Genomic DNA, 26,248 nt, shown 5'->3' with positions numbered 1-26,248 from the left:
TCATTGAAAAAAGCCGAAAATACGGCTCCAAATCATATTTTCATAAAGGCTGACACGTCAAACAAAGATAACTTTTAGTACTTCCTGTTTTCACTGTAACAATTTCATTTCCACAAATTGGACAATTCTCGTCCTCTTTATAGCCAATGATAAAATCATTATAGCCGCCCTTCTGCCCAAAAAAATCTGATTCATAAGCAAAAGAACCTTTTGATTTTGAAAAATTCAAGATTTCTAAAATACTTTTGTAAAGACTCTCTATTTCGCTATTTTTCAAATCTGAAATTTTCTTTTGAGGGTGCAGCCCCGCTTTAAACAAAATATCATGAATATACATATTTCCAATGCCAGAAATATTTTTCTGATTAAGTAAAAAAGACTTGACCTGAGTTCGCTTTCCAGCAAGCAACTTTTTAAAATAATCAAGAGTGAAAGCATTATCCCAAGGGTCAATCGCAATGTCTTTAGTCGCAGACTCCTGACTCAAATCTTTTGTTTTACAAATCAAAAATTTTCCAAACCACCAAAATCGGATAGTATAACCAGTTTCGTCAGTAAAATTCACTTTTATCTGATACTTTTCAGGTAAATCCACTTCATTTTCAAAATAAAGCACATCAGCTCCCATTCCCAGAGATAAGAGCAAACTTTCGCCATTATCAAGAGATGTGATCATCCATTTCCCCTTGTTTTTGACTGTTTGTATCTTTCCTCCAATTATTCTCTGACATAATTCTTCAAGTGAAACATTCGTACATTTTTCCTGAAGTAATACTAATTCACCAATTTCTTTGCCTTTGAGTGTCTCCTCCATTTGATTTGTTAGTTTCGCAATCTCAGGTAATTCGGCCATTTTACTTCTCTCTTTTCATTTTCATTTCGATAAATCCATGACACTATTATATCAAATCATTGAATTCTATTTGGGCTTTACTTTATTTCAATTCTACCTTATTATTTTTATTTTATAAAATTATATTAGTAAAACTAAAAACACCACTGAAAAATAGTGATGTTTTAATTATCATATAAAGGATTTACTGACAGAAAGCTCAGATAAGTAATTCTCTCTTATATTTTTTTGTCAGTAACTTTTTATTGCACAGAATAGTTAGGTGCTTCTTTAGTAATTTGCACATCATGTGGATGTGATTCTTTCAAACCAGCACCAGACATTTCGATAAATTGTGCTGAATCATGCAAAGCTGTAATATCAGCCGCTCCAGTGTATCCCATCCCTGCTTTCAAACCTCCAAGCATTTGGAAAACGATATCTGTCGCTGTTCCTTTATAAGCCACACGTCCTTCGATTCCTTCTGGAACAAGTTTATTTGCTTCATTAACAGCCCCTTGGAAATAACGGTCTTTAGACCCTTTTTTCATTGCTGCCAAGCTACCCATTCCACGGTAAGTTTTAAACTTACGACCTTGGAAGATTTCAAATTCACCAGGAGATTCATCAGTCCCTGCGAGCATTGAACCAAGCATCACTGCATCTCCACCAGCAGCAAGTGCCTTAACAATATCACCAGAATATTTAATCCCACCATCAGCGATAATTGTTTTTCCAAATTCACGCGCCACATTAGCTGCATCATAGATTGCTGTAATTTGAGGAACACCTACCCCAGCAACCACACGAGTTGTACAGATAGAACCAGGACCAATCCCAACCTTAACCACATCAACACCAGCTTCAAACAAAGCACGAGCACCTTCACCAGTAGCAATATTACCAGCAATCAAAGTACGGTCTGGAAAATGATTACGGATTTCACGGATTTTACGTAAAACACCAGCTGAATGTCCATGAGCCGTATCAATAACAATTGCATCAGCCCCTGCAGCAAACAAAGCTTCCGCACGGTCAAAGGTATCAGAAGATACACCAACTGCTCCAGCAACAAGCAAACGTCCTTGCTCATCTTTAGCCGCATTCGGGAATTCAATCACACGTTCAATATCTTTAATTGTAATCAAACCAGCCAATTTACCCTCTTCATCAACCAAAGGTAATTTTTCGATTTTATGCTCTTGCAAAATACGAGCCGCTGTATCTAAAGTTGTTCCAACTGGAGCTGTGATTAGATTTTCAGAAGTCATCATATTTTTGATTTGTTGATTATAATCCGTAATAAAACGCAAATCACGGTTAGTAATAATCCCTACCAATTTACGATTTTCAAGCGTATCAACAATTGGTACACCAGAAATACGGTAAGTCGCCATCAAGTTTTCAGCTTCTTCAATTTTATGATTTGGAGTCAAGAAAAATGGGTCTGTAATAACACCAGATTCTGAACGTTTTACCTTATGGATTTCTTCAGCTTGTTCCTCAACAGACATATTTTTGTGAACCACACCAAGTCCACCTTGACGGGCCATTGAAATAGCCATTTTTGAGTCAGTTACGGTATCCATAGCGGCAGAGATAATCGGAATATTCAAAGTCAAATTTTTAGCCAACTTTGTCTTCATACTCACCTCATTAGGTAAAACATGAGACTCCGCTGGAATCAGCAATACATCATCAAAAGTAAATCCTTTTTTCAAAAACTTAGTTTCCCAGTTTGACATCGAAAATATTCCTCCATTATCGCGCTATATAAAGTATATAGCTATATTTCTATGGCCATCGCCAATTTTTTATTTTTACTATTCTACCACTATTCCCCAAGCATTTCAACAGTAGGAGATAGTTTGAATAGGAAAAAGCCCTAAATTCAGTCAATCATTACCTTATTATTTCATGATTTTTCCTGAAGTATGGTAACATATATTATATATAGTAAAGAAAACTGTTTGAAGTTACATTTTAAACAAAAACAAAACATTTATATTAAGTGCTTAATTATTTCTTGTAAATCTTAATAAACGCCAAATTAGATAGCTGTGCAATAAATATATGGACAGCTATTACAAATTCAATAGAAAGCTACAATACTAGAAATGAAACTTAAGAAAAATCTTATTATTACCGTAGTTCTCTTTTCGGGATTACTACTCACTAAACCAGTATTAGCCGAAGAAAATATTAGCTCTGATAATCTCCCGATGGGTTATTACATTAAACAAGAACAAAATCTACAAGTCGCCAAAGAAAGTGGCAATGCACCAAATTCTACCAATTCTGAGACTCCTAATATCAAAGCCCGCTCATTTGCTGCCGTCCCAGCGGCGAGTGTTCCTTCTGATCTCAAATCTGATGACCTTTCCTTACCGCGTAAAGATGCCGTTGATATTGCTAGCTATCAGGATTGGATGACTCAAGCTGACTTCAATTCACTCAAATCTTCTGGTGTCAAAACCATTGTTGTCAAACTAACGGAGGGAACCACTTACACAAATCCTGCTGCAAAGACACAAATAAAAATGGCACAAAACGCTGGTTTGAGTATTGCAGTCTACCACTATGCCCGATTAACAGGCGCAAATTCTCAGAGTGCAGCAAATTCCTTAGCCATACAAGAAGCAGCCTACTTTGCAAATGTTGCTAAATCTTTTGGACTATCTAGCAATACCGTGATGATCATGGACTGTGAGCAACCCTATACAGATGGCTCAGGAAAGGTCATTGGCCCCAACCCATTAACCGTTGACTGGGCAACCGCTGGAGTCCAATTTGCTAACCGCCTCAAAACAAATGGCTATAATAATACAAAATTTTATACCTCTGCTTCATGGATCGGCACAAATACAGCTACTTGTCAAATGAATTATAACACCCTAGGAGGACCCAAAAATCTCTGGGCTGCTCAATATCTTTATGGTAAGCCATCTTCTAGCGATTTGAAAAACACACAATATGGAGCTTGGCAATACACAAGCCAAATGTATTATCAAGGAACATCTAATCTCAAAAAAAATGCTGTTGATACTTCAATTGATTATAGTAATTTTTTCGTAGACAGTTCTAAGCCTATAACATATACTATAAAATTTAATACAAATGGCGGAAATAATATTAACAGTCAGAATATAATCGCTGGTAATAAAATTATACAACCTGCTAATCCAACTAAAGCAGGATATAACTTCTCAGGTTGGTACAGCAATTCACTACTTACTCAATCGTATAATTTTTCAAGTATCGTTAACTCAAATATGACACTTTATGCAAAATGGATTCCAAATACTAGCCCTTCTATCTCCTACCAAACACAAGTTCAAGGAATTGGCTGGGAAAGCCTCTCATATAATGGCGAAACCTCTGGGACAACCGGACAAAATCTTAGATCAGAATCCATAAAAGCTTCTCTAATAAACCTCCCTCCAAAAATGAACGGAAGTCATATACAATACCAAGCGTTTATTGAAGGAACAGGTTGGCAAAACCTGACTGCAACTGATGGTCAAATTGCTGGAACTGTAGGGCAATTCAAACGAATGGAAGCTATTCGTTTACAACTAACTGGACCTATTTCACAAGAATTTGATGTATACTATCGAACGCATGCCCAAAATATTGGATGGATGGCTTGGACGAAAAATTGGCAAGTTTCTGGAACAACAGCAATGAGCTATCGAATAGAAGCAGTACAAATTCAACTTGTTAAAAAGGGAAACCCTGCTCCATCATCTTCAGGGTCTACTTCCTTTCCTTATCTGACCACTCCAACAATTAAATATAGTACTCACATACAAAATATTGGTTGGCAACCGCCTGTGAAAAATGGAGCAATGGCTGGTACAACTGGAAAATCGCTGAGAATAGAAGCTATTAAAGCTGAGGTTACAGATATTCCTTCTGATATTTCTGGTGGAATAAGTTATCAAAGCCAAGTCCAAGGAATTGGGTGGCAAAACTGGGTAAATAATTTTGATATCTCTGGTACAACAAATCAGCAATTACGTGATGAAGCAGTCAAATTGAAATTAAGTGGAGAGATTGCAAAATACTTTAACATTACTTATCGTGCTCATGTTCAAGGAATTGGGTGGCAAAATTGGGAATCTAACGGTGAAACCGCTGGTACAGTTGGAAAATTTCTTCGCATGGAGGCACTTGAAACGAAAATTATCCCAAAATAGAAATATACTTAAACAATGAATAAAAAAAACTCGGTGGGAATACTCCACCGAGTTTTTTTTATTCATTGTTTAAGATTCAATTTTCATCTAAATCTTTAAATTCTTTCTCAACTGATTTTAAAGCTACTCCAAATACCTGATCCATATCATAATATTGATAATTGCCTAAACGCCCACCAAAAATAACATTTGGGTGTTTTTTTGTCTCTTCTTTATATTTTCTGAAAAGCTTAGAATTTTTTTCATCATTAACTGGATAATAGGCTTCTTTTGTGCGATCCCAATTTTGAGGAAACTCTTTTGTTACGATTGTATATCCCTCGTCAGCTTTTTTATCAAAATGTCGCCATTCCATCACACGAGTATAAGGGGTTTCGGCATCAGTATAATTGATGACAGCATTTCCTTGAATATTGTCAGATTTTACAGTTTTTGTTTCGAATCGTACAGAGCGATATTCAAGTTCTCCAAAAGAATAATCAAAAAACTGATCAATCATTCCCGTATAAACAATTTTTGGAAATTCCTCTAAAAATACTTCTTTATCACTGAAAAAATCCACTCCTGTTTGAACATCAATAAGGTCAGAATCAAGCATTTTATCAAAAATAGCGGTATAGCCATCAACTGGAACGCCTTGATAACGATGATTGAAGTAATTATTATCGAAAGTGTAGCGAACTGGAAGACGACGGATGATGAATGAGGGTAATTCGGTAGCTTTACGCCCCCACTGCTTCTCTGTGTATCCTTTAATAAGTTTATGATAAATATCAGTCCCAATCAAACTAATTGCTTGTTCTTCAAGGTTTTTAGGAATTCCTGACACTCCTGCTTTTGATTTTTGTTCCTCAATCTTGGCAGCTGCTTCTTCTGGAGTTTTTACTCCCCACATTTGATAAAAAGTATTCATATTAAAAGGAAGATTATAAAGTTCCCCTTTATAATTCGCAACCACTTGATTAATATAATTATTAAACTCTGTAAATTGATTGACGTAATCCCAAACCATTTTATTATCAGTGTGGAAAATGTGTGCACCATAATCATGAACATTGATTCCATGTTCCTTATGAGTATACATATTTCCACCAATGTGAGAACGACGTTCAATAATTAATGATTTTTTACCATGCTTTGCAGCTTCATGGGCAAATATCGACCCATAAGGACCGGCTCCAACAATAAGATAATCATAATTTTTTTTGTTAAATTTCATTTTTTCTCCTAATTTCTATATTTTATTATATATTTTATCAAATTTGATATATGATATTCTTCTTTGAATTATAAATAATATATACCAAATAATGTAGAAAATAGCAATAAAACATTTGTGATGATTGCGGTACTCATCACAAATAATAACACCCCTTTTTGTCCATTAATTTTGATTTTAAACTTTTCATGACAAGTCACAAATAATAATAAAAATAAAGTAGGGGTAAAGTATCTTCCTTGCAAACCTTGCATCTGCCCTACTAATGTGGCATTACTAACTGGTGATCCTGTTGGAGTATACGTCATGAAAGAATAATAAACTGCTACTATACCTAATAAAAAAATTATTCCACTTATCACTGGGATAAGCTTACCTCTTATAAATTTATCTTCACTAAGTAAGGCAACAAACAATACTATAAACCAAATCATACTTACCCATGCAGGAGTATAGTTAATATTAGGATATGGAGAGCCTAATAAATTATAAAATACAGAGCTCACCGACAAATAATCTCTCAAATTAACAACATAATTAATTATAAATCTGTATGCGCTATAAAGAAGCCCACTATGTAAAATCAATAGATAAGCCGCTACACTTGCAATTATAGCTAACAATCCCACTGAGAATAACAATCTCCACTTTTTATTTTTCCAAATATTATTAAATCCTAATGAAATTCTCTTATAAGATTTTGGAAAAATATATATTACTACTAATAAAGGTATTAAAAGGAGTAACACTTTAAAGTTAGTTTTAGCTCCAAAATAAATGGCACCTGATGCTAGTGCTAGCTCTCCCCAACGCCACCACCTCATCCGTTGCTCAACTAAACTATTGATCACAATAGCCATAAACCACGCTACTAATATAAAGCTAAGTGAATCATAAGACAAACTTGCAAATGAGTTTAGCACAACTGGAGATAATGCCAGAGTAGCAAAGACCAATTTCCCCTTTTTAGAAAATTTAATAATTAAAAACATTAATATAGAACTAATAAATACCGAAATGATCCTTGCTGTCACTACCATAACACCAATAGAAGGATAAATTTTATGTCCAATCCATATTCCGAGTGCTGGGATGATGTGCCCCCAAAAATTATAGGATTTTATATTTGGGATAATGCCCGCACGCGGTTGCTTACTCATTGGCATTTCTTCAATCTTGGTTAGATAATAAGTATTAAAATAATTGCCTTGTTGGTATGAAACAACCTGCTGATCTATCCCTGTACCAATTTCTTTTTCGTTATATACAGATATATCGTTCGATAAACCAGACATATACGAGCTCACTACATAGTGATATTGACCATCTGGTTCGTTAAATAAAGGCATTCCAATTGCAAGAATCATTCCAAGTACAACACTAACAATAAGATAAATTTTGTGTAAATTATTTTTTCTCTCACCAATTGAAGGAGAGGTTATTTTTTTTTCCGTTCTTTTCTTCATCTTTTACTTCTCACAACCATCTTTGCTTTACAATCAAAATAGAAGTCAATAGGACTAAGACTACAATAACCCCAATTCCACCAAAAATAGAAAGCTTATTCTTATTTAGATCATCCTTACTACTATCTAAAGATATATTATTATACTCATTCGCTCCTGCAACATAATCAGGAATCTGTCCTACAATTCCAACTAAAGGTTCGGTAGGATTGTTTAGAGAATTGTCAGTCATTAAAGAGTTATTATGTGAAAAATAACTTCGACTAAAAATAGAAAATTTAAAAATCTTATCAAGATCTGATGAACTATGATTGTCAACTCTGTAAAGAAAATAATCATTTCCTTGTGCCAAACCCAGAATTTGAATTAAACTTTTGTTGATTTTTCTACTATTTTTTTCACTGAAGTTAAATTTAGAAACATCTAAAGGAATTTTTTGAGGTTTCTCACTTCCTAACACATAGCGATCCCCACCTTCTAAAATTAAAGAATCTGAAGTTTGTACATTTGATAAATCATCAAACTTATTCCATTTATTATTTTTCCCATAAACCTCATAAGTACTGCCAGTTGATTTACCTAATATAAATTTTCCACCTTGGGCAAACTCCATACTATTTTTTTTAGTCATTGCAAAATTTATACCCGCTATGATTAAATTAGGAGTTGAAGCTATACTTGAACTACCATCCTTATTTACAGAAATCGCTTGCAGCGATGTATGAATTGGCTTATTTGTACTTACATTATTTCCCTCAAGGTTCACATGTACTGTAACCCGCAATAGTATATCACTCTGTGTTGGATTTAATGCAATATTTGCTGCTATCACTGGTTCAGAAGAATTAAACACTAAAGTATCATTTAAAGTAGGATTCGTTACTATTGCTGTTGCATCAATATTTTTTAAAACTTCTATTGAATCAAAAGAAAGATTTGATTTTGGAGGTAAAACCAGATTGATATTTCCTGATTGTTGCCACATATCTTTATTGATAGAGAGATTGAAACTAAATTTTTGATTAGTACCTACAACATATTGCCCAAAGTTTGTGGCTAGAGTACTTAGCTTATTATCTGCCGCAAACTTTATTTTGTTATCTATATTTACAAGGTCTATCGCTACTTTTTCTGAAGAATTTTGTATTTTTGTAAGTTTAATGAAATTATTATTATTATCAAGAATCAATGTATAACCTTGTTCAATATTTGCTTTAGCCAACCCCTTACTATTGGTGAACTTATAAATAACATGCTCTGGATTTAGGAATGGAACCGTTGTATTAGACTGGTTTATTTCACTAATCAATGACAAATTATCGACATTAATCAACCCAGAAATTATTGAGTTCATTTCCTCATCCGTATGAGTAATACCTTGACCAATTTTTTGACCATTACTCAAAGTAATAACACCATCACGAGTTATACTATTTGTATTTTGAATAGCTAAAATCCATGCAGCAGAATTTCTAGCTTTCAAACTAATGTTCCCACTTTTTATTTCTTGATAGGCACGATCAATATTCATCGCGCTATAAGAAGTATGAATTACAGGTATCCCGTTGTTGGTAACCTGTAATTCAACACTTGTTTGATCTGGTGGCAAAGTATTGGCAGTGACTTTATTTTCTGTTACTAAAAACGCTAATATAAAAGTACAGAATAAAATCAATAATTTTGTATTTATTTTTTTTATCATAATGGCTTTCACTATTTGAGACAACTTATCTTTTCATTATTTTTTTAATATAAGGACTAACTAACGAATTGGCTGGTGCACGTAATAGATATAAGGTTATTATATAAATTAATACTGCGACAATCGTTTGAATTAAATAATTTAATATGCTAATTGGAAAATTATTATTAACAAAATCTAAAAATACAAAAACTAAAGCTCCACCAATAATATACTTCCAAAGACCGTGGAAAACTTCCTTAAGTGTAAACAAATTCTTTAGCTTCCATAAAATATATGTTGCTACGCTGACTTCTGTTAATATTGTTGCTATTATCGCACCCATTGTTCCTAAAACAGGAATCAAAGTAAGATTAAAGAGTACATTTACAATAAGTCCTACAACTGTTGACATCATATATTCATGCATTTTTTTTGCCGCCAACAAATACTGTGTACTTAATGCATTTGTTAGTGCCAAGAAAAATATAGTTAATGAACCAACAGCAAGCAAAGAACCTACCGGAGCAAAGGTTTTGCCAAAATAAAATACAGCAAAGGTTTGACTAACACCTATAATTCCAGAAATACATAAGATAGAAATACAATTTCCTAAATCTATCGATTTTAAAATAAGCGGTTTTACTTTTTCACTCTCGCCGGATGAAAATAATCCTGATAAATGAGGTAAAAATGCAGAGTTAAAACTTGAAACAAGCGTTGCCCCCAATATTATTATCATATAGGTCTGCGTAAAGTATGCTACGCTATCAAGTCCTGAAAATATTTGGAGTAAATTTTTATTAAGTGATGTATAGATTGTAATAGATACTTGCGGAAGCAACAACATTGTCACTGGACGTAGATGTTGAAAAATATTGAGCGAATGAATTGGAATTCTCATTATCTCTTTTCGCAAAAATGGCCATACAGTCATATTACCTATTAACGTTGAGAGAGCAAGTAGTAGAATATAAAGCCATAAATCATTTGGCGTTTTAACAAAAACAAAGATAGCAATGGTTAAGAGTAATCTGATAATTGTATTACGAACTACTATCACTTTGAAATTTTCAAGACCCATGAAAAACCAAGAGACATCAAATGCAACTGCTACCAAAGTGATTCCTTGAAGTAAAAAATAAAGTTCCCATTTATTCTGAAAGAAAATAAAAATTAAATATGCAATCAGTGCAATACCTACAGTTATAAATTTCAAGCTCAGTAGTTCATAAAATATACGGCTTCTTGCTTCTTTATCTTTTTGATGGTAAGCTATCTCACGATTGCCATACAATGTAATACCTAACCCACCAGCAAGTACAAAATACCCCAACCACGCTGCTGTAGACGAATAGATACCTACCCCTGTAGTTCCCAACGTTCTTGAAACATAAGGCGCTGTTATCAAAGGTAAAATTAGTATCAAAACTTGATAAACTGTATTATACATCATATTTTTTATTAACTTCATCAAATTATCCTCTAAATTTCACTATTTATTATTTTTATTAGCTGCTCTCCAGACTTGTCTATCACATACTGCTTCACATCCTCATTTCCTTTAGTTGCTACCGCAATACGTTGTCCATCGTTTTTAAGTAATTTGGTAACCTCATTAACAAATTCCTTTTTGTTATCTGGCTCAATTAGAATGCTATTATTATCATTAGCATAATCTACTATTCCCCCTATACGACTTGCTACTACCGCTGCTCCGGAGGCCATAGCTTCCATGCCCGTTAAAACCCATCCTTCTAAAACGCTCGGAAGAAGATATATTTTGGAAGAACCATAAATTTCCTTTCGAAGCTGTTCTGAAGAAGCATTTTTAGTAAAGTGAATCCAATCTTCTAATTCTTCAGTAGGATCATATGCACCAAATAGATGAACTTCAAGATCAGGAATACTTTGTTTTACTTCTCTCAAAATTTCTAACCCGAATTTTGTACGTTTTGTTTTTTGTGTATGATTTAAAAGACAAACAACATTTTTTCGATTTTCTATAGGTTTCTCGAGGAAAAATTCATCATGATTATAAAAATTAGGAAGATATTTTGGCTCTGGAGCTCCCGATTCTAGTACTTTTTGCCGTAATTCTTTAGAGATAACAATATTTGTTAACCCTAAATTATAAGTATTTTGAATAAATTCTTTTTTATTTCCAAAACCTTCAGCTTCATAATTTTGAATAAAATAAAATTTTTTCCCTTTTTCTTTAGGAAGTTTATGGACAAGAGGAGCAGTTTTAGCGCCAGTTGCAAATATAATATCCGAATCAGGAAAATCTTTAGGTACAATACAATTATAATAAGATTTAATCTCTGGTTTCAAAGAAAACCAAGTTACTTTTGTTTCTCTTTTAGAAAATTTATAGATGTGCAAATCTATCATACGTTTTAGAAAAGAGTAAGTTTTACCTTCACTTGGAGAGTAACTGTAACTTATTGAAACGTCAAACCCTTGTTCTACCAACCAATTTGCGTATTGGTAAACTATCTTAAATCCTCCAACTGCATGGTTATAATTTGCTGGCATAACAAAATTAATTTTTTTATTTTCTCTCATTTTCTTTCTTTCTTAAATCCAAATATTATATCTCTGATTTGGCTTGAACGATGTTCATAATTTTTCCAATCTTTGAATTGCTGTACTATCACCTTCCAAATACTTCCAGATTGTGCATTTTCTATTCTTCTTTTTGTGAATTCATAATATTCTTTTTCTAATTTGGCCAAAGAAGAATTATTGTCTTCCAAAACTTTATAAACTATCTCATAATATCCCTGATACTTTGCATAGAGTTCTTGAATATGAAGTTTTCTTGATGATTTTAGAGTTACAAATGCCTTACCGCTTGCATTGGTTTCATGCCGGTTATGAACTGCAACACATTCATTCAGGTTATAACCCACTCCTAAAAGCCCAGCTAAACACTCAATAAGTGCATCATGAGGGAGTAGATTATAATCTTCTTTCCAATATTTCAAAAATTTACTGATAAATTCTTTTTTTATCGCCAAAGTCATTCCTTGACGAAAACCAGCTTTATAAAAATATTCAATTGGAAATTTTGAAAGTTCTTGTTCATTATCCTTAAAGATAAAATTTGTTGGAACTGTCACTGCACTAGCACTCACGTTAATTTCAGTATCAGCACTTAACACTTCAATTTCTTGATGATTAGATAGCACATCTAGCTGTCTTTTATTTTTTTCTAGATCCCAAACATCATCCTGATCTGATAAAAAAATGACATCTGCATCAGTATTTTGCGAATCAATCAACAGTTGGCGAAAATTTAAGCGCCATCCCAAGTTTTTTTGATTTCTAATGATATTCCATCCAACTAAGTTATTATTTTCTATATAATCTTTAATAAATTGAACCGTTCCATCAGTGGAACCATCATCACGTATGATAACATAATCAGGAGCAAGCACTTGATTTTTTATAGAATCTAATTGCTTTTCAATCAATTTTTCCCCATTATATGTTGCCATCAATACTGCTGTTTTCATTATTCAAAACTTTCTATTGTCTTTTTTAAACCTGAATCAAGAGAAACTACTCTGTTCCAACCCAATTTTTCAATTTTGGACATATCCATTACTGTCCTACCGTCAGTACTATAGGCTGTATTCTGAGAAGTAGGGATATCAAACTTGACTTTTAGATTTTTTTCAGGCGACAATGTTACTAATTTCTGTGCTAGATTTCTTATTTGAATGGGCTCATCTTCATTTGCCACATTATAGGCTTGTCCAGAGTCACCATTTAACAAGATAGTTAGTAGTGCTGTAGCTGCATCTGAAATATAACAAAAAGCTCGCTCAGCAGTTCCTTCGGATTTAAGAACGATATTTTCGTTATTAACAACATTTGAAATCAAATCACTCATGATACGTCCATCATTATTTATTTCCATGCCTGGACCATAAGAATGTGCAATTCGAGCTATAGTATATGGAATCTTATATTGTACAGAATAGCTTTCTAATAACGTCTCTGCCATTCTTTTACTTTCTGGATAACAGGCTCTTGGAGAAAGAATATCAAACCCTCCATAATCTTGTTCTGTTAATTGATTTTTAATTGATTTTCCATAAATTTCACGAGTTGATAAAAAAAGAAAATTTTGAATTCCTTTTGTTCTTGCCAACTCCAACAAATTCATCGTTCCCAAAGTATTAGCTTTGATAATCCCTACAGGATCGGTTGAAATAAATTTCGGACTAGCATTACTTGCCGCATGAATAATATAATCGATATTTTTTTCATAATTAAAGGATTGAGTAACATCATGATGAATAAGTTCAAAATATTCTTTTGACAAGCTTTGAAACTTAGCATTTGCTTTTTCCATATTTCGGGCAGTTCCAACAATTTTTGTCTGAAAATTTTCATGAACATCTAAATAATAAATAGCATAGGCTAAGTAAGTTGCCAGCATTCCAGAAACACCAGTAATCAATACAGTTTTTCCACGTAATTTTTCAAAGTTGATATAAGAAGAACTTACAATTTTTTTTAAATCTTCTTGAACAATTTTATTTTCAAATGTAATCATTATTATACTCCATAAATCTGACCTATTTCACGTGCATCACAAAGCGCCTTGAACATATAAAAATCATCTGGTGTTGTAATTTTTATATTTTCGTATGGGCCTTCTACAATATGCAATGTTTTATTATACATTCCCATAAGTGTGCTTGAATCAATTGCATCAGTAATGCCTTTCGAAATTGCATCACGTTCAACTTTTAATATATCTGAAAGATTAAAACTTTGGGGTGCCTTGGCAGTAAAAGAACGTGTTCGATCCACAACTTCTGAAACTTCCTGAGAACCATTAACAAGTACAATTGTCTCTTTTGCTGGTGCTGTTGTTATAGCTGAACCATTTTTCTTAACACATTCAATATTATCACGAATAACTTTACTGTTAATTAATGGGCGTACTCCATCATGTATCAAAACAACAGATTGTTCATTTTCTGCTATTTTTTCTGCTGCTTCAAGACCATTAAATATTGAGAGTTGCCCTGTTTCTCCACCGGGTACTACTGCTTTTACCTTTTTTAAGTTGAACTTTTTAACCAAGTCTTTCATGTAGTCTAAATAATCTGACAGTATCACAACAACTATTGCATCAACTTCCTCTGTTTCTTCAAATAAATCAATTGTATGTATGATAATTGGTTTTCCATGAACTTCCAAAAACTGTTTAGGCTTATCTTTGGAGTTCATTCGTGAGCCTGTACCACCTGCAAATATTAATCCAATATTCATTTTTAATCTTCTTTCCAATACCACGTATAAAAATCGTGTGTTACCCTTTTGTTTTCAGGAGGGAGCTGCATAAAATCTCCAAATATTTGTTCTAAATACCGAGAATGATTTTTTATTTTTCTAGGATTTAAATTTTCAAAAACGGTATCTTCAAATTCGTCAAATAATACTTTAGGAAAATGTTCTTTATCAAAATATCTACTTGCCAAAAAGCCTATTTCATCCGCCTTACTATGACAATATTTTTGACTCATATTATCATATTCTAAGGCAATCTCCTTATTTTTACCATGATATCTCAAAAAACGAGGGGCGCGCAGAAAAAAACGAGCAAAAGCATATTGCCATTTTGAACCACTCACAAATGCTGGAAACCCTGTTGAAACCAAATCTTCAGCTTTGCTTTGCATTTTTTTCATAAAGTTTATTCGCTCTAGTTCGTCCGAAGGAAGAACATCCATTGGGAAAATATCAACATGAACCCCTATTCCCATCCACATATGATCTAAGCTCTTCCCTAAAATAGTTCGATTGTCATACAACTTAGCATATGGCTGATAGGTGGGACGATTAGAATAATGCCATAACTTATATTGTGAATCATTATCAACCACTCTCAAAACATCAATCAATCTCTCATATTCATCCCGACGTAACATTACATCTATATCATCATCCCACGGAATAAATCCTTTGTGCCTGATTGCCCCTAATAACGATCCACCTCCAAGAGAATATTCTATATTGTTCTCCCTACAAGTTTTATCTATTAATCGTAGTATTTCAAGTTGTATTTGACGCATTTCTTTTGTTAATATTTCTTTCATAACACTCATTACTTCCTAATTAAATACATGAAATCTTTTATTTTAAATACCAAATTTGAATAACGATAATACTTAAGTGAAATTTTTATAAATAAATATATACTTTTCTTTCGAATGTAATCTTTTCTCTTTTCAAAATAAATCATTCTTGTTTTCAAGCTATTAATTATAGTTTGATCTCCCTCTGTGTTTTCAAGAAAGTTAACAAGTGATTGAATAATTATTATTTTAGAGTCACTTAAGCTTATTTCCTTCTGTACATTATCTAATTTAATTTGAGTATCATAACTAGTTGTTGATTTCACATGTCGTCTAAAATAACCAGTTAAAACATTTAACTTATAGAATGATCCTTTGAAAACTGAATACCTACATAAAAAACCATCATGTGAAGAACCATCATAATATTTTTCTATTCCATGAAAGAAGGTGTTGCGGTAACAATAGGTCCAACCCGGTCTATCATATGCTTCATCGTCCCGAAATTTTTGTTTCACTAGTTTTCCATTATTTGTCATTTTAATTTTTTCAACAAAATAATATAACCTAGATAAAATTCCTACTTTTCCTTCTAATTTTGATAACCAATTACCTGATAATACATCTATTTCTGGAAAATCATTCATCACCTTTGACATATCACTAATTTTATTTTTTGTCCAGATATCATCTTGGTCAGATAAAAAAATAATATCACCAGTTGCTTCACGCATTCCATCAAAAAAGTTTTGAGCCCAACCTTTGTTTACTGTGTTAATTTTTATAACCCAATTTTCTAGATTATTTTCTTCAATATAATTCCGTATGATACTTACAGTATTATCAGAAGATTGATCGTCAAAAATTAATACTTCATCCGGAGTTCGCGTTTGATTTTTTATTGACTCCATCTGTTCAATTATATGCTCTTGACCATTATAAGTTGTCATAACGATACTTATATTCACTTTGATTTTACTCCCCTATTCGAATTATCAATAATATTCTCATAAATAACGTATACTTCCAATCCCCTAAAGAATACAAGTATTGATAATTTATCACTGCTTTTAATCTAGAAAATACATTATTTGTAGAGAGTCCCACAAAATCACTTAAAGTTCTTCGTTGGGAGTCTGTTAATAATTGATCATATTCTTTCAAAATGGTTGTTGCTCGTTGCGTACTGGTATGGTTTAAATTCCAAAATGTGGTCAGAACTCCTTTAACCTTTTTTGAAACTATTCCAGCTACATTATTACTATGTTGCCGATAAAGAATTAGTACCTCATCTAAAAAATGTACTTTACCAAAGGTAACTGCGAGCAATCCACAAAAAGTATCATGATAACCTACAATTTCTTTGTCAGTAAGCCATAATTCTTTTAAAGCATTATTAATCATTGCTGTACATCCTGTTACAACATTACAAACCAGAGCATCTTTAAGTGGTGGATTTATAAAGTTCCCATTAGGATTTCTAAGCTTTTGTCGAATTACTTTCAAATTCTCATCTGTTGAGGAAAAGTCCGAATACCACAGCTGAGGAATATTAGAATCAAACTCGCCAACATTCCCTATCATTTTCTCTATTTTTTGTGGCATCCAATAGTCATCCTGATCACAAAAAAAATAATAGTCCGCTTTCTGATATGATGCTAAGTATTTAAAAGACTTATGTACACCTACGTTTTCAACTTGTAATGGATTTATAAACTCTATCCGGTTATCTTTACCCAGATAATCATTAATTATAGATATCGTATTATCTGTCGAGCCATCATCTCTTATTAATAACTTCCAGTTAGAGTAAGTTTGATTAATAATACTATCAATCTGCTCAGATAGATATCTTTCTCCATTGAAGGTAGAAAGTAAAATGTTTACAGTAACCATTTATTTCCTCATTTTCTTAATATTATTTAATAAATGACGTTCTACTTTTCTCCAGATTTTATTGTTTTGTAAAACATTTCTTATCTTTACTGCTAAAACAATGTTCTTTCCATTAAACTTTATCAAGCTCTTAGACAGCTTTAGAATCTCTGGAACTTCCAAAATTTGTTCTGATATTAAATACTCTGTGAAATTTTTTGTTTCTTTTTTTCTATCTACTTTGTGTGTAATGGATAAATTAATGACATATTGTGCAATAATTAATTCTGAAAAGCGTTGAATCAAAACTTTTTTTACGGGCTCAGAGGTATCCTCAGGAAGATTTTTTATAAATTCCCAAACATGCTTTGTCATTTTTAAGTGCATGTCTCTATTTTTCACCATATTACCAATTGCCATAGATTGTGTCCCTGAGTTTGTACGGTAGATATATACTGGGTAATCCAAATAAACTGATTTTTTCACAAATGGCAATGGATAACAGATATACTCAACATCAACATAAAACATATTTTCATCAATTTGTATACTATTTTCTTTCAAAATTGAAGTACGATAAGTGATAGTATGCATCGGTGGAATTTTAATCTGTTCAATGATTTCGTCATGCTGTTTAATATCATTTACTGGAATGTTGAGTTCCATCATGAGGGCTTCATCACCAGTCACTTCGTCATGCTCTAAATAAGGATTATTAACGATATCAACTTCGGCCTCTCTGAGAAAGTCAACAAGTTTGACAAAATTTTCAGTAACAACCCAGTCATCTCCATCAACAACCTTGAAATATTTACCCGTTGCTTCCAAAATACCACGATTAATAGTTGACCCATGACCACCGTTTTCTTTATCAATTACACGAATAGAGTCGGGATACTTATCTGCCCATTTTTGTGCAACAGATACAGTGTTATCTTTTGACCCATCACTAACGATCAAAATTTCAATATCTGAAATAATTCGCTCATCAATTAGATATGGCAAACACTCATCAATATATATTTCTGTATTATACGAAGGTATTGTTACTGTTAAAATTTTACTCACTTGATTATTTTACTCCAAATTTTTAGTTACGTGATTTTCTTTTTGCTTTTGGCTTTCTTTACTATCTAAATCAGCATCTTTCATATCTTTGCGTAATAGCGAAACTTCTTGTATCAACGTTTTAATTTGTTTTTCAGCTGCAATCAGAGAAATTTGGTAACGGATTGAAATAACAACAAGCATACCAACTAAAACAAACAATGCAAAAGAAGTTAACGTTTTTACACCTAATGCGTAAGCAATTTTTGCTGCAAACTCTGAAAAAATTGCACCAAATAATATTACCAGTGCAAGAATAAACCATTTAAGCATGTGACGAACTTCAGCAAGATTTTTACGAATAAGTCGGATGGTATAGATGAAAAAAAGAAGGGCCAGTATAATGGCTAAAATTCTTAATGGTAATGGCATCATGATTTCTTCCCTCCCATAATTGCAGAAAAAAGAATAGCGAGAGAGACACTTATCATATAGCTCATTCCTTTGAACAAATTGATACTTGATGTTCCTGTTTCTCTTTCAAACATCCGTACCCCAACTTCTTTCACACGGATATTCTTTGCAAACAAATGCATGTAACTTTCAGGTTCCGGATATTGGCTTGGATAACGGCCAACGAATTGTGAAATAACTTTTTTATTAGCGGCTCGATATCCACTCGTAACGTCCTTTATTCTAATTTTTGAAGTCATGTATATTAAAGCTGATAAAATTCTAATTCCTATTTGTCTCGTAGTTGATGATTGAAATTCTGAGTTGCTATCCTCGAGGAAACGCGAACCCACTGTAAAATCGGTCTCTCCATTCAAAAGTGGTTCAATTAAACATGGAAGACTTTCAATATCATGTTGTCCATCCCCATCATACTGAATAGCAACATCATATCCTTTTTCCAATGCGTATTTATAACCTGTTTGTACTGCTCCTCCGATACCTAGATTTTGAATTAATTCGATATGATTAATTTTATTTTTTCTAAGCACCTCTTCTTCATTGTCCGTAGAACCATCATTGATAACAATATAATCAATTATATATTTTGATTTTCTGCGATATTGCTCGACCTTTTGAACAACTTGCGCAATTCCCTCGGATTCATTATAAGCTGGTATAATTAATAATATTTTCGGTTCTACCATTTTATTTCTTTCCTAGTATTATTTTTGTGAGTGCTTTTCCAGGAAAAGTATCCCTTTTAAGCCAACCTTTAACTATCATTCTAACATATTTCTTTCTAATTGAGTAGAGATGCTCAGGTTGATAACTTTTATAGTAGTAGTATTCTGCTGTAAAAATTTTAACAAATCTTGATTTTGACAATTCTTCCAAACGTTGTACTGATAGCTGATGACAAATTTTTTCATCCATCACTTTAATCACTTGATGATGTTTTCTGAGCTGCCAAAAAATCCAATGGTCTAAATAATCAAGAGGGAATTCTTTAGTAAATCCTCCTATTTTCAACATAAAGTATCTTGATAAAACAAGGCCACTAGAAATACCCGTAATATCTTCATTATAGATACCAGAATTTTTTGGATGCTTTAAGTTTTTGATTGTTTCGCTAGATGTGGGTGATATTTGGATTTCTTGATCAAAAATTTGTGGACAAATTGCATCAATCGTAGGATGAGTTAATTCTTTAATTACCTTACCAATGTATTCTTCAGTAATCATTGTATCATCATCCAGCAGCATAAACCACTCATCTTTTGTTTCCATTAGCGCATATTGATAAGCTATTCGAGTTCCACGTTCAGTATTATCTGGATTATAATAATATAGAATGGAAGAAAAATCATTTGGAATTTTTTCACTTGAAAAATCAACCTGTCCATTATCAAAGATAATGATATTTAGAGATTTTTTAATCGAAACTTTCATATCAGTTAATCTTTTATAACTAACTGTCTCAGTAAATTTTTTACTATATGCTACCAGACAAATTGTCAGATTCATCGTAATATCCTCATTTTGATGAGTGCATCTTTAACTCTATGCTTCACTCGTGCTATCAAACTCTCAGAATTATTATCATTAGTGGTCAGTATTTTTTCTAAGTGCCTAATACTTTTTGTATTTAATTCAAAATCTAACTCTAAAAACTTAATAACTTCTTGATAAGCGTTTTCAACTGAATAAATACCTCTAAGTTCTTTAAGCACAGATAAAGACTTTTGTTTTTCTATATCAAAATCTCGTAAATGGTCAGAAATTAAATTTGTGAGTTGATCCACGTTTCCAGTCTCGTAAAATTGCCCAAACCCAAAAATATCATGAGCTGACTGATGGCCCGGATTACTTGAGACGATGCTTGGAATCCCATGTAATAAAGCCTCCACATAAACCAAACCGAAGGTTTCCATTTTTGATGGGCCGATAAAAATATCTTTGTCTGTGACTACTGACCATGGTTTATCTTTCGGTCCAGCAAGTGTGACATTTTTTATTTTATTTTTTTTAATAAAACTAATAACTTTTTCTTTATAATCTTTATCAAAATTTCCAATTAACAATAATTCAACTTCTGGATTATTCAATCTGTGGTATGCTTCAATTAATTCCAATTGATTCTTTCGTTCTGTTAATCTTCCCACTGAAATAAGACGAATCTTATCTCCTGCTCGTAATTTTTCATCTGAAATTTGAGTAAATGGATAAAAACTATGAATTTCACGAGTCGGTATTAACTTCTGTAGCTTTTCTAGTAAGCGTCCCTGAACAACAAAAATTTCAGTTGAATATTCATTTATAAAATCTAGTTTATCTAAATAATATGAAAATTCGCCCTCAGGAAACTCATGAATAATCCAAAAATGTGGAATATTTTTTATTGCTGCGACTAATGCTCCTTGAAACATGTTTACTGAATTTGTAACGATTAAATCAACTTTTTCATCTTCAACAATTTTTTGAATACGGTTAAGATGCTCACGATAATAGTGATAAAGTTCCCGTTCGGTACCTTGTATAGGCCCTGGTGCATCTTCCCACCACCATTTCACCGCATTTAACATATAATTTTTAATACCAGCATTCTCGAATGCTTCAATATAGGGTTTATCTCCCGAATTCTGGGTAACATTTATAATATTATACCCCTGTGATTTAAGCTCCTTTTGTAACTCAAAGATTGAAATTTCGGCTCCATTATCAAGCGTACCTGTTGGAGAAACAAATAATATATTTTTCATAAATTAACCTTTTGAAAACCAGAATACTATCGTTAATATAATAAATAGGGATAAATTCATAAAACATAACCCAAAAGCCAATATTTTTCGATATGAACTAGTTATTTCAACTTTTACTTTCTCAGAAATTTTCATGAAAAGTGGGAGTAAGAAAATTAAGAACGGCGTATAATAACGGCCTTGCTCACCAATACTCACATTTCCTTTCCCACCCGTCCAGCCCAGGTACATCATTGTCCCAGTAAGAAGTATATTAAAAATAAAAATACAGCTTGAAATAAATATTACTCGATTATCCAACTTAATTTTTTTATCACTTAGCATCAGCCATGATAAAATTATAAACGTTAAAATGATCAGCCATTCTGGTAATCGATAGCTGAAAGCGCTAAAGGCTCCCACCATACCTGATATAACAATAGGATCTAAGTTGGTATTTATCCATGTTGCAAAATAGGTATTAAACATGATGTGTGCCCACCTCAGAAAGCCTCCATGAGATTGAAAAAGAAAACGGAATACTGCAAAACTTCCTAAAACTAATACAAGCAAAACCAACCATTTATATTTATTCCAAAAATTCCAAAAACGATGGCTCAGGGTCCTAATTTTTTCATTTTCAAAGAAAGTTGTAGGTAAGGTCAAAATTAAAGCTAACAATATTAAGGCAGATTTTTTTGTTAGATAAATCCCTAATAAAATTAAAGGAAAGTAAATTCCCCATCTCCAAGAAATTTTATATTTCCCAACCCAAATATTGGTCATTAATGAAAACACAAGAAAGACTGTCGCAAAAAGAGTTGTATCATAAGAGAGTGAAGCTGCTTGTTGGATGCTAATTGGAAAAAGAGCAACAACGCTCATTGGAAGCTTCCCAAATGCAGCTTTTTTTATTGCAATATAAATCATTGCTGTATAAAAAAGTAAGTTGAAGATTCTTCCTAGAAAGAACATTACCCCATAACTTGGATAAATCAAATATCCAAGTAATACTCCTATTGCTTGAGGAAGATGCAATAAACTTTCTTTACTAAAATTAATTCGAAAATCTGAATGCTCTAAAACTTCCACTTTACGTGTAAAGCTAAGTTTAAATAAATCATCTGCTTTACCTGAAAGAGAGGTGTCACGAATCGCAAATAAGTCTTCTGCTTCTAAGAGTTTCTGCTTAGATGGAGTATTAGCCAAATTTTTTTCCATTGCTTCATTGCTCAAAAAACTATTGAAACTGATATTAAAATGATAAGTTTCATCTGGTACAGATGCAACTGGCATAATTATAGCAGCCATTAAGCCAAAAAATAATGAAAAACTGACAAAAAGGGTAGTAATTTTAATTCGTTGTAGCTTAGCCATTAATTACCTCTATAAATTCATCCTTGTGTTTTATTGTCTCATAGGCAGTAATCACTTTGCTTCTAGCATTATCACCTAAATTTTTCAATTTAGTTTTATTGTTAACTAAATCTTTTAACTGTTCATACCAGCTCTCATCCGCTGCCAGAATTCCTGTCTGGTCATTCATTATAGATTCCGAAAAACTTCCTATATCACTCGCTATTGTCGGAACACCAACTAGAGCTGCTTCTAACCATTTAATTTCAGATTTTGCTTTATTAAAAACACTATCGATTAATGGAGCAAGATTAATATCCATTCTTGCGAGTAAAGAGGGCAAAGAAGTCCAATCTACAAAATCATGAATGACAAGTTGTTTTTTGTAATTTTTCATTTCATCAGGTATTGTCAGATGCCCAACTAAATGTAACTCTGTTTGCGGAAATTCTTTTAAAATACGCAAAATCGCTGGCATAATCAAATCAAAGTTTTCATTATGCGTAATTGAGCCTGAAAAATATCCAATTTTTATTTTTTTATCATCTTTCACAGTCTTTTTTACAGCTTTTTCACTGATTGAAATGAGCTCTTGACTTGCCAAATTTCGATTAAGGTATACCGGTTTTCCTAATTTTGATAGCTCTTTTTTCAAATCAGTTGTTGAGGTAATAAAAGCATCACATAAATTCATCAATCTACCATAGCTTCTTACTCCTAGATCATAGGCCATTTTTTCTTGGGGACTCAAGTTTTTTGTGTACTCAAGTTGATTCGTATAAACTGTGTCGTAGACCAAATCATCAATGTCATAGAAGATAGGTTTATTATATTGATGCGCTAACTTAATCAATTGTTCAAATTGTTCATTATAGGGAGTACGGTAAATGATAATCTGACTCGCGTATTCCGCATAGCCCATTTGAAAGTCGCTTGCATTCACTGTCCAAACATCATAGCCAAAACTTCGCAATTGCTCCGCTTTGTTGGTTACTCGATATCTTGTACATTGTGGAATTTGATTTTCAACACCATCTATTATTAAAATATGTTCAGGATGAGGCGTGCATTGAATGGTGTCAATTACCTCTTCGAGTATTTCATTTGGAAACTTTGTTTCATTCTTAATGTAATTAATTAAATCAGGAACTTCTGTTTTTCGCTCTAATCCTTGCCACGCAAACTTGTCATCTGTATCATTTGAAAATGCTGTATACTTAACAAGAGGAACATCAAACTCTTTAAGCATTGTTAGCGGGTGAATATACATCGCAGAGTCTTCATTATTTCCAGCAACTGCACCATGAATAAAGCCTAAATCTGAAAAATATCTAGTGAAAACTGTTTCATGTTTTCCAATTGCTTTATTCCGAGAATCTGTGTCAGATAAATTTTCCCAATACTGTAAAAATTCAGGAGTTTGGAACATGTTTTTTTCAATTACCAAAAAATAAGATTGAAGATGTTCAAGAATTACACCATAGGGATTAAAGCCTGTGAAATCTTCTTGTTTTTCACCATACGATATTCCCCAAAAATCTAATTTTTTTGCTGACATTTTTTTAAAAACTGCGGATAAATCGGTCATTGGACCTACATTTGTGTCGTTTACTAAAAGTAGTTCATCAAAGTTCTTCAGTTCTTTTTTTAACAATAAGATGCCATGACGAAATGCAGCCGTATCATAGCCTATATTTTCTCTATTGATTACCTGACCGTATTTTCCCAAATTTTTAATGTCGTTATCAGGTAAAGTACTGTTTAAAACAATCAAAACCTTATCAGAAAGCTTTGCAAGTGCTTCTAAAAATAATAATTTATAAGATTGTAAGTGAGGCTGATTTTCATAGACTACATAAATAAGTGCTCGTTTAGGATTTTCATAGTTATTTAATAGACGAGTTCTTTTGCGTTTGTTTTTATTTATTTGCAGTTTCAAGCTTTCAATCGGATGAAAGTGTTTGTGAAACTTTCGTCCAATTTTTCCTGGAACTTTAATCAATAACTTTGGATTTTTGGTTAAGATATATTTCACTCGTTCAAAATTGTTTGGCACTCCCTTTACCTCCTTTCCTTTTATTATTTTATAGTGTTTTCAGTAGACTAGCTGCTTCTTTATCTTCTGGATTACGATAGATAAATCGAATATCATCTCCTGGTTGTGTCGCGGTTATCACTTCTGTTTGTGACAGTGGATTATCATTTTCCCAATCTGATGGGTCTTTACGTAGTGTTGCACCAAGTTGGAATTCTGTATTATGAAAATTTGCCATAGGTATTTCTGCGGATAGACTTTCCCCAATTTTGACTTCCTGTGCTGGCGATTCATAAGCTGCTCCACCTCTTGTAGCATCGTAAAGAAAATATGATAAATAGAGTTTTTCTTCTAATTTAGTTTCCTCGGTATTCGCTTCAAAGTGTACAGTGAAAGAAAGTTTATCTGTTGCTTTTGTTAATAAAGTTTCAGAATCACTCGTTATCCAAACTCTATCAGCTAAAGAGTCATGTTCAGTATGCTGTGTCACTTTTAAATTATCAGCAGAATAAAGATTTGTTACGTGTTGTACGTCGGTATTTTCAGCTGCAAAACCATCAGAAATATACACGGCTTTATTACAGTAACGTTGAACAGCACTCATATCATGTGTTACTAAAATAACTGTTTTTGCTTTATCTTTTTTAGTTTCAACAAAGAATTCATTACATTTACGTTGGAAAGCTTCATCTCCAACAGCCAGAACCTCATCAAGGACCAAGATATCACCTTTGGCTTTGATGGCAACTGAAAATGCCAGTCGAACTTGCATCCCACTGGAATAATTTTTTAATTTTTGATTCATGAATTCACTGAGTTCGGCAAACTCAACAATTTCATCATACATCTCCCCTATCTCTTCTGGGGAAAAACCTAGCATAGCACCATTAAGGAATACATTTTCACGGCCTGTAAGTTCTGGATTAAAACCAACACCAAGTTCAATAAAACTGACAAGTTTTCCATTAACAGTCACCTGTCCTTTTTCTGGTGTGTAAATTTGTGAAATAATCTTTAAAAGCGTTGATTTCCCAGAACCATTCCGTCCCACAATACCAAAGAAATCTCCTTTTTCTACTTCAAAATTTATGTCTTTTAATACATGTTGTTCTTTATAACCCTTAACCCCACGAAGTCGATTGATTATCGTTGTGCGAAGACTTGTTGAACTTTCAGTTGGGAGTCGAAAATACTTACTGACATGATCTATTTTTACTGCAATTTCAGACATTTTTTTAACTCC

The 26,248-nt window shown here is 32.7% G+C and carries 22 protein-coding genes; 1 reads left to right on the top strand and 21 read right to left on the bottom strand.

Going from position 1 to position 26,248, the window contains the following annotated elements; genetic code table 11:
- Window positions 1–40: 40 nt before the first annotated feature.
- Together RSC39_RS01085 and guaB are read right to left on the bottom strand one after the other, a co-directional pair.
- Entirely contained in the window at window positions 41–853 is an 813-nt protein-coding gene (locus RSC39_RS01085; RefSeq protein ID WP_332534463.1) for a DNA-formamidopyrimidine glycosylase family protein, read from the bottom strand.
- A gap of 242 nt (window positions 854–1,095) precedes the next feature.
- Window positions 1,096–2,577 (bottom strand): IMP dehydrogenase, encoded by a 1,482-nt coding sequence (gene guaB / locus RSC39_RS01080; protein ID WP_063281987.1) that lies wholly within the window; start codon window positions 2,575–2,577, stop codon window positions 1,096–1,098.
- 372 nt (window positions 2,578–2,949) lie between these two features.
- Here guaB and RSC39_RS01075 point away from each other — a divergent pair, with 372 nt between their 5' ends.
- Window positions 2,950–5,031, top strand: a complete 2,082-nt coding sequence (locus tag RSC39_RS01075; protein ID WP_063281988.1) for a GH25 family lysozyme — start codon at window positions 2,950–2,952, stop codon at window positions 5,029–5,031.
- A gap of 76 nt (window positions 5,032–5,107) precedes the next feature.
- On the opposite strand, the gene glf is transcribed toward RSC39_RS01075, so the two are convergent.
- From glf to RSC39_RS00980, 19 genes are all read right to left on the bottom strand, one after another.
- Complete coding sequence (gene glf, locus RSC39_RS01070) at window positions 5,108–6,250, bottom strand: UDP-galactopyranose mutase (protein ID WP_332534457.1); 1,143 nt, start codon at window positions 6,248–6,250, stop codon at window positions 5,108–5,110.
- Window positions 6,251–6,318: 68 nt separating this feature from the next.
- Window positions 6,319–7,716 (bottom strand): DUF2142 domain-containing protein, encoded by a 1,398-nt coding sequence (locus tag RSC39_RS01065; RefSeq protein WP_332534455.1) that lies wholly within the window; start codon window positions 7,714–7,716, stop codon window positions 6,319–6,321.
- 10 nt (window positions 7,717–7,726) lie between these two features.
- On the bottom strand, window positions 7,727–9,418 hold the full coding sequence (locus tag RSC39_RS01060; protein ID WP_332534453.1) for a hypothetical protein: 1,692 nt from the start codon (window positions 9,416–9,418) through the stop codon (window positions 7,727–7,729).
- A gap of 25 nt (window positions 9,419–9,443) precedes the next feature.
- Window positions 9,444–10,871, bottom strand: a complete 1,428-nt coding sequence (locus RSC39_RS01055) for an oligosaccharide flippase family protein (RefSeq protein ID WP_063281992.1) — start codon at window positions 10,869–10,871, stop codon at window positions 9,444–9,446.
- A gap of 11 nt (window positions 10,872–10,882) precedes the next feature.
- Window positions 10,883–11,965 carry a glycosyltransferase family 4 protein gene (locus RSC39_RS01050; RefSeq protein WP_063281993.1) on the bottom strand — a complete coding sequence of 361 codons (1,083 nt, stop codon included), beginning with the start codon at window positions 11,963–11,965 and terminating at the stop codon, window positions 10,883–10,885.
- Window positions 11,962–12,918, bottom strand: a complete 957-nt coding sequence (locus RSC39_RS01045) for a glycosyltransferase (protein ID WP_063281994.1) — start codon at window positions 12,916–12,918, stop codon at window positions 11,962–11,964. The genes RSC39_RS01050 and RSC39_RS01045 overlap by 4 nt, the downstream gene beginning before the upstream one ends.
- Window positions 12,918–13,970, bottom strand: coding sequence for an NAD-dependent epimerase/dehydratase family protein (locus tag RSC39_RS01040; RefSeq protein WP_196756668.1), 1,053 nt, complete (start codon window positions 13,968–13,970; stop codon window positions 12,918–12,920). The genes RSC39_RS01045 and RSC39_RS01040 overlap by 1 nt, the downstream gene beginning before the upstream one ends.
- On the bottom strand, window positions 13,970–14,692 hold the full coding sequence (locus RSC39_RS01035; protein WP_063281996.1) for an IspD/TarI family cytidylyltransferase: 723 nt from the start codon (window positions 14,690–14,692) through the stop codon (window positions 13,970–13,972). Before RSC39_RS01035 ends, RSC39_RS01040 begins: the two co-directional genes overlap by 1 nt.
- 2 nt (window positions 14,693–14,694) lie before the next feature.
- Window positions 14,695–15,519 (bottom strand): LicD family protein, encoded by an 825-nt coding sequence (locus RSC39_RS01030; RefSeq protein WP_332534448.1) that lies wholly within the window; start codon window positions 15,517–15,519, stop codon window positions 14,695–14,697.
- 8 nt (window positions 15,520–15,527) lie between these two features.
- Window positions 15,528–16,448 (bottom strand): glycosyltransferase, encoded by a 921-nt coding sequence (locus RSC39_RS01025; protein WP_332534446.1) that lies wholly within the window; start codon window positions 16,446–16,448, stop codon window positions 15,528–15,530.
- A 25-nt stretch (window positions 16,449–16,473) separates the two neighbouring features.
- Window positions 16,474–17,394: a glycosyltransferase family 2 protein gene (locus RSC39_RS01020; protein ID WP_332534444.1), complete on the bottom strand. Its 921-nt coding sequence runs from the start codon at window positions 17,392–17,394 to the stop codon at window positions 16,474–16,476.
- Window positions 17,395–18,441, bottom strand: coding sequence for a glycosyltransferase family A protein (locus RSC39_RS01015; RefSeq protein WP_063281999.1), 1,047 nt, complete (start codon window positions 18,439–18,441; stop codon window positions 17,395–17,397).
- A gap of 9 nt (window positions 18,442–18,450) precedes the next feature.
- Window positions 18,451–18,852, bottom strand: a complete 402-nt coding sequence (locus tag RSC39_RS01010; RefSeq protein ID WP_063282063.1) for a DUF2304 domain-containing protein — start codon at window positions 18,850–18,852, stop codon at window positions 18,451–18,453.
- Complete coding sequence (locus RSC39_RS01005; RefSeq protein ID WP_332534441.1) at window positions 18,852–19,580, bottom strand: glycosyltransferase family 2 protein; 729 nt, start codon at window positions 19,578–19,580, stop codon at window positions 18,852–18,854. The genes RSC39_RS01010 and RSC39_RS01005 overlap by 1 nt, the downstream gene beginning before the upstream one ends.
- A gap of 1 nt (window position 19,581) precedes the next feature.
- A complete protein-coding gene (locus tag RSC39_RS01000) occupies window positions 19,582–20,400 on the bottom strand; it encodes a glycosyltransferase (RefSeq protein WP_332534439.1) in 819 nt (272 codons plus the stop codon).
- Window positions 20,397–21,635: a glycosyltransferase family 4 protein gene (locus RSC39_RS00995; RefSeq protein ID WP_063282002.1), complete on the bottom strand. Its 1,239-nt coding sequence runs from the start codon at window positions 21,633–21,635 to the stop codon at window positions 20,397–20,399. The genes RSC39_RS01000 and RSC39_RS00995 overlap by 4 nt, the downstream gene beginning before the upstream one ends.
- Window positions 21,636–21,638: 3 nt before the next feature.
- Window positions 21,639–22,991, bottom strand: coding sequence for a DUF2142 domain-containing protein (locus RSC39_RS00990; RefSeq protein ID WP_063282003.1), 1,353 nt, complete (start codon window positions 22,989–22,991; stop codon window positions 21,639–21,641).
- Window positions 22,984–25,026 carry a rhamnan synthesis F family protein gene (locus RSC39_RS00985; protein ID WP_332534436.1) on the bottom strand — a complete coding sequence of 681 codons (2,043 nt, stop codon included), beginning with the start codon at window positions 25,024–25,026 and terminating at the stop codon, window positions 22,984–22,986. The genes RSC39_RS00990 and RSC39_RS00985 overlap by 8 nt, the downstream gene beginning before the upstream one ends.
- Window positions 25,027–25,054: 28 nt before the next feature.
- Entirely contained in the window at window positions 25,055–26,236 is a 1,182-nt protein-coding gene (locus RSC39_RS00980; protein WP_332534434.1) for an ABC transporter ATP-binding protein, read from the bottom strand.
- Window positions 26,237–26,248 lie beyond the last annotated feature (12 nt).

Origin of the sequence: Lactococcus sp. (assembly GCF_036648155.1) — a bacterium.
Classification (GTDB): domain Bacteria; phylum Bacillota; class Bacilli; order Lactobacillales; family Streptococcaceae; genus Lactococcus; species Lactococcus cremoris.
The sequence above is the reverse complement of the archived record's forward strand: the minus strand, read 5'-3'. Positions and strand labels throughout refer to the sequence as shown.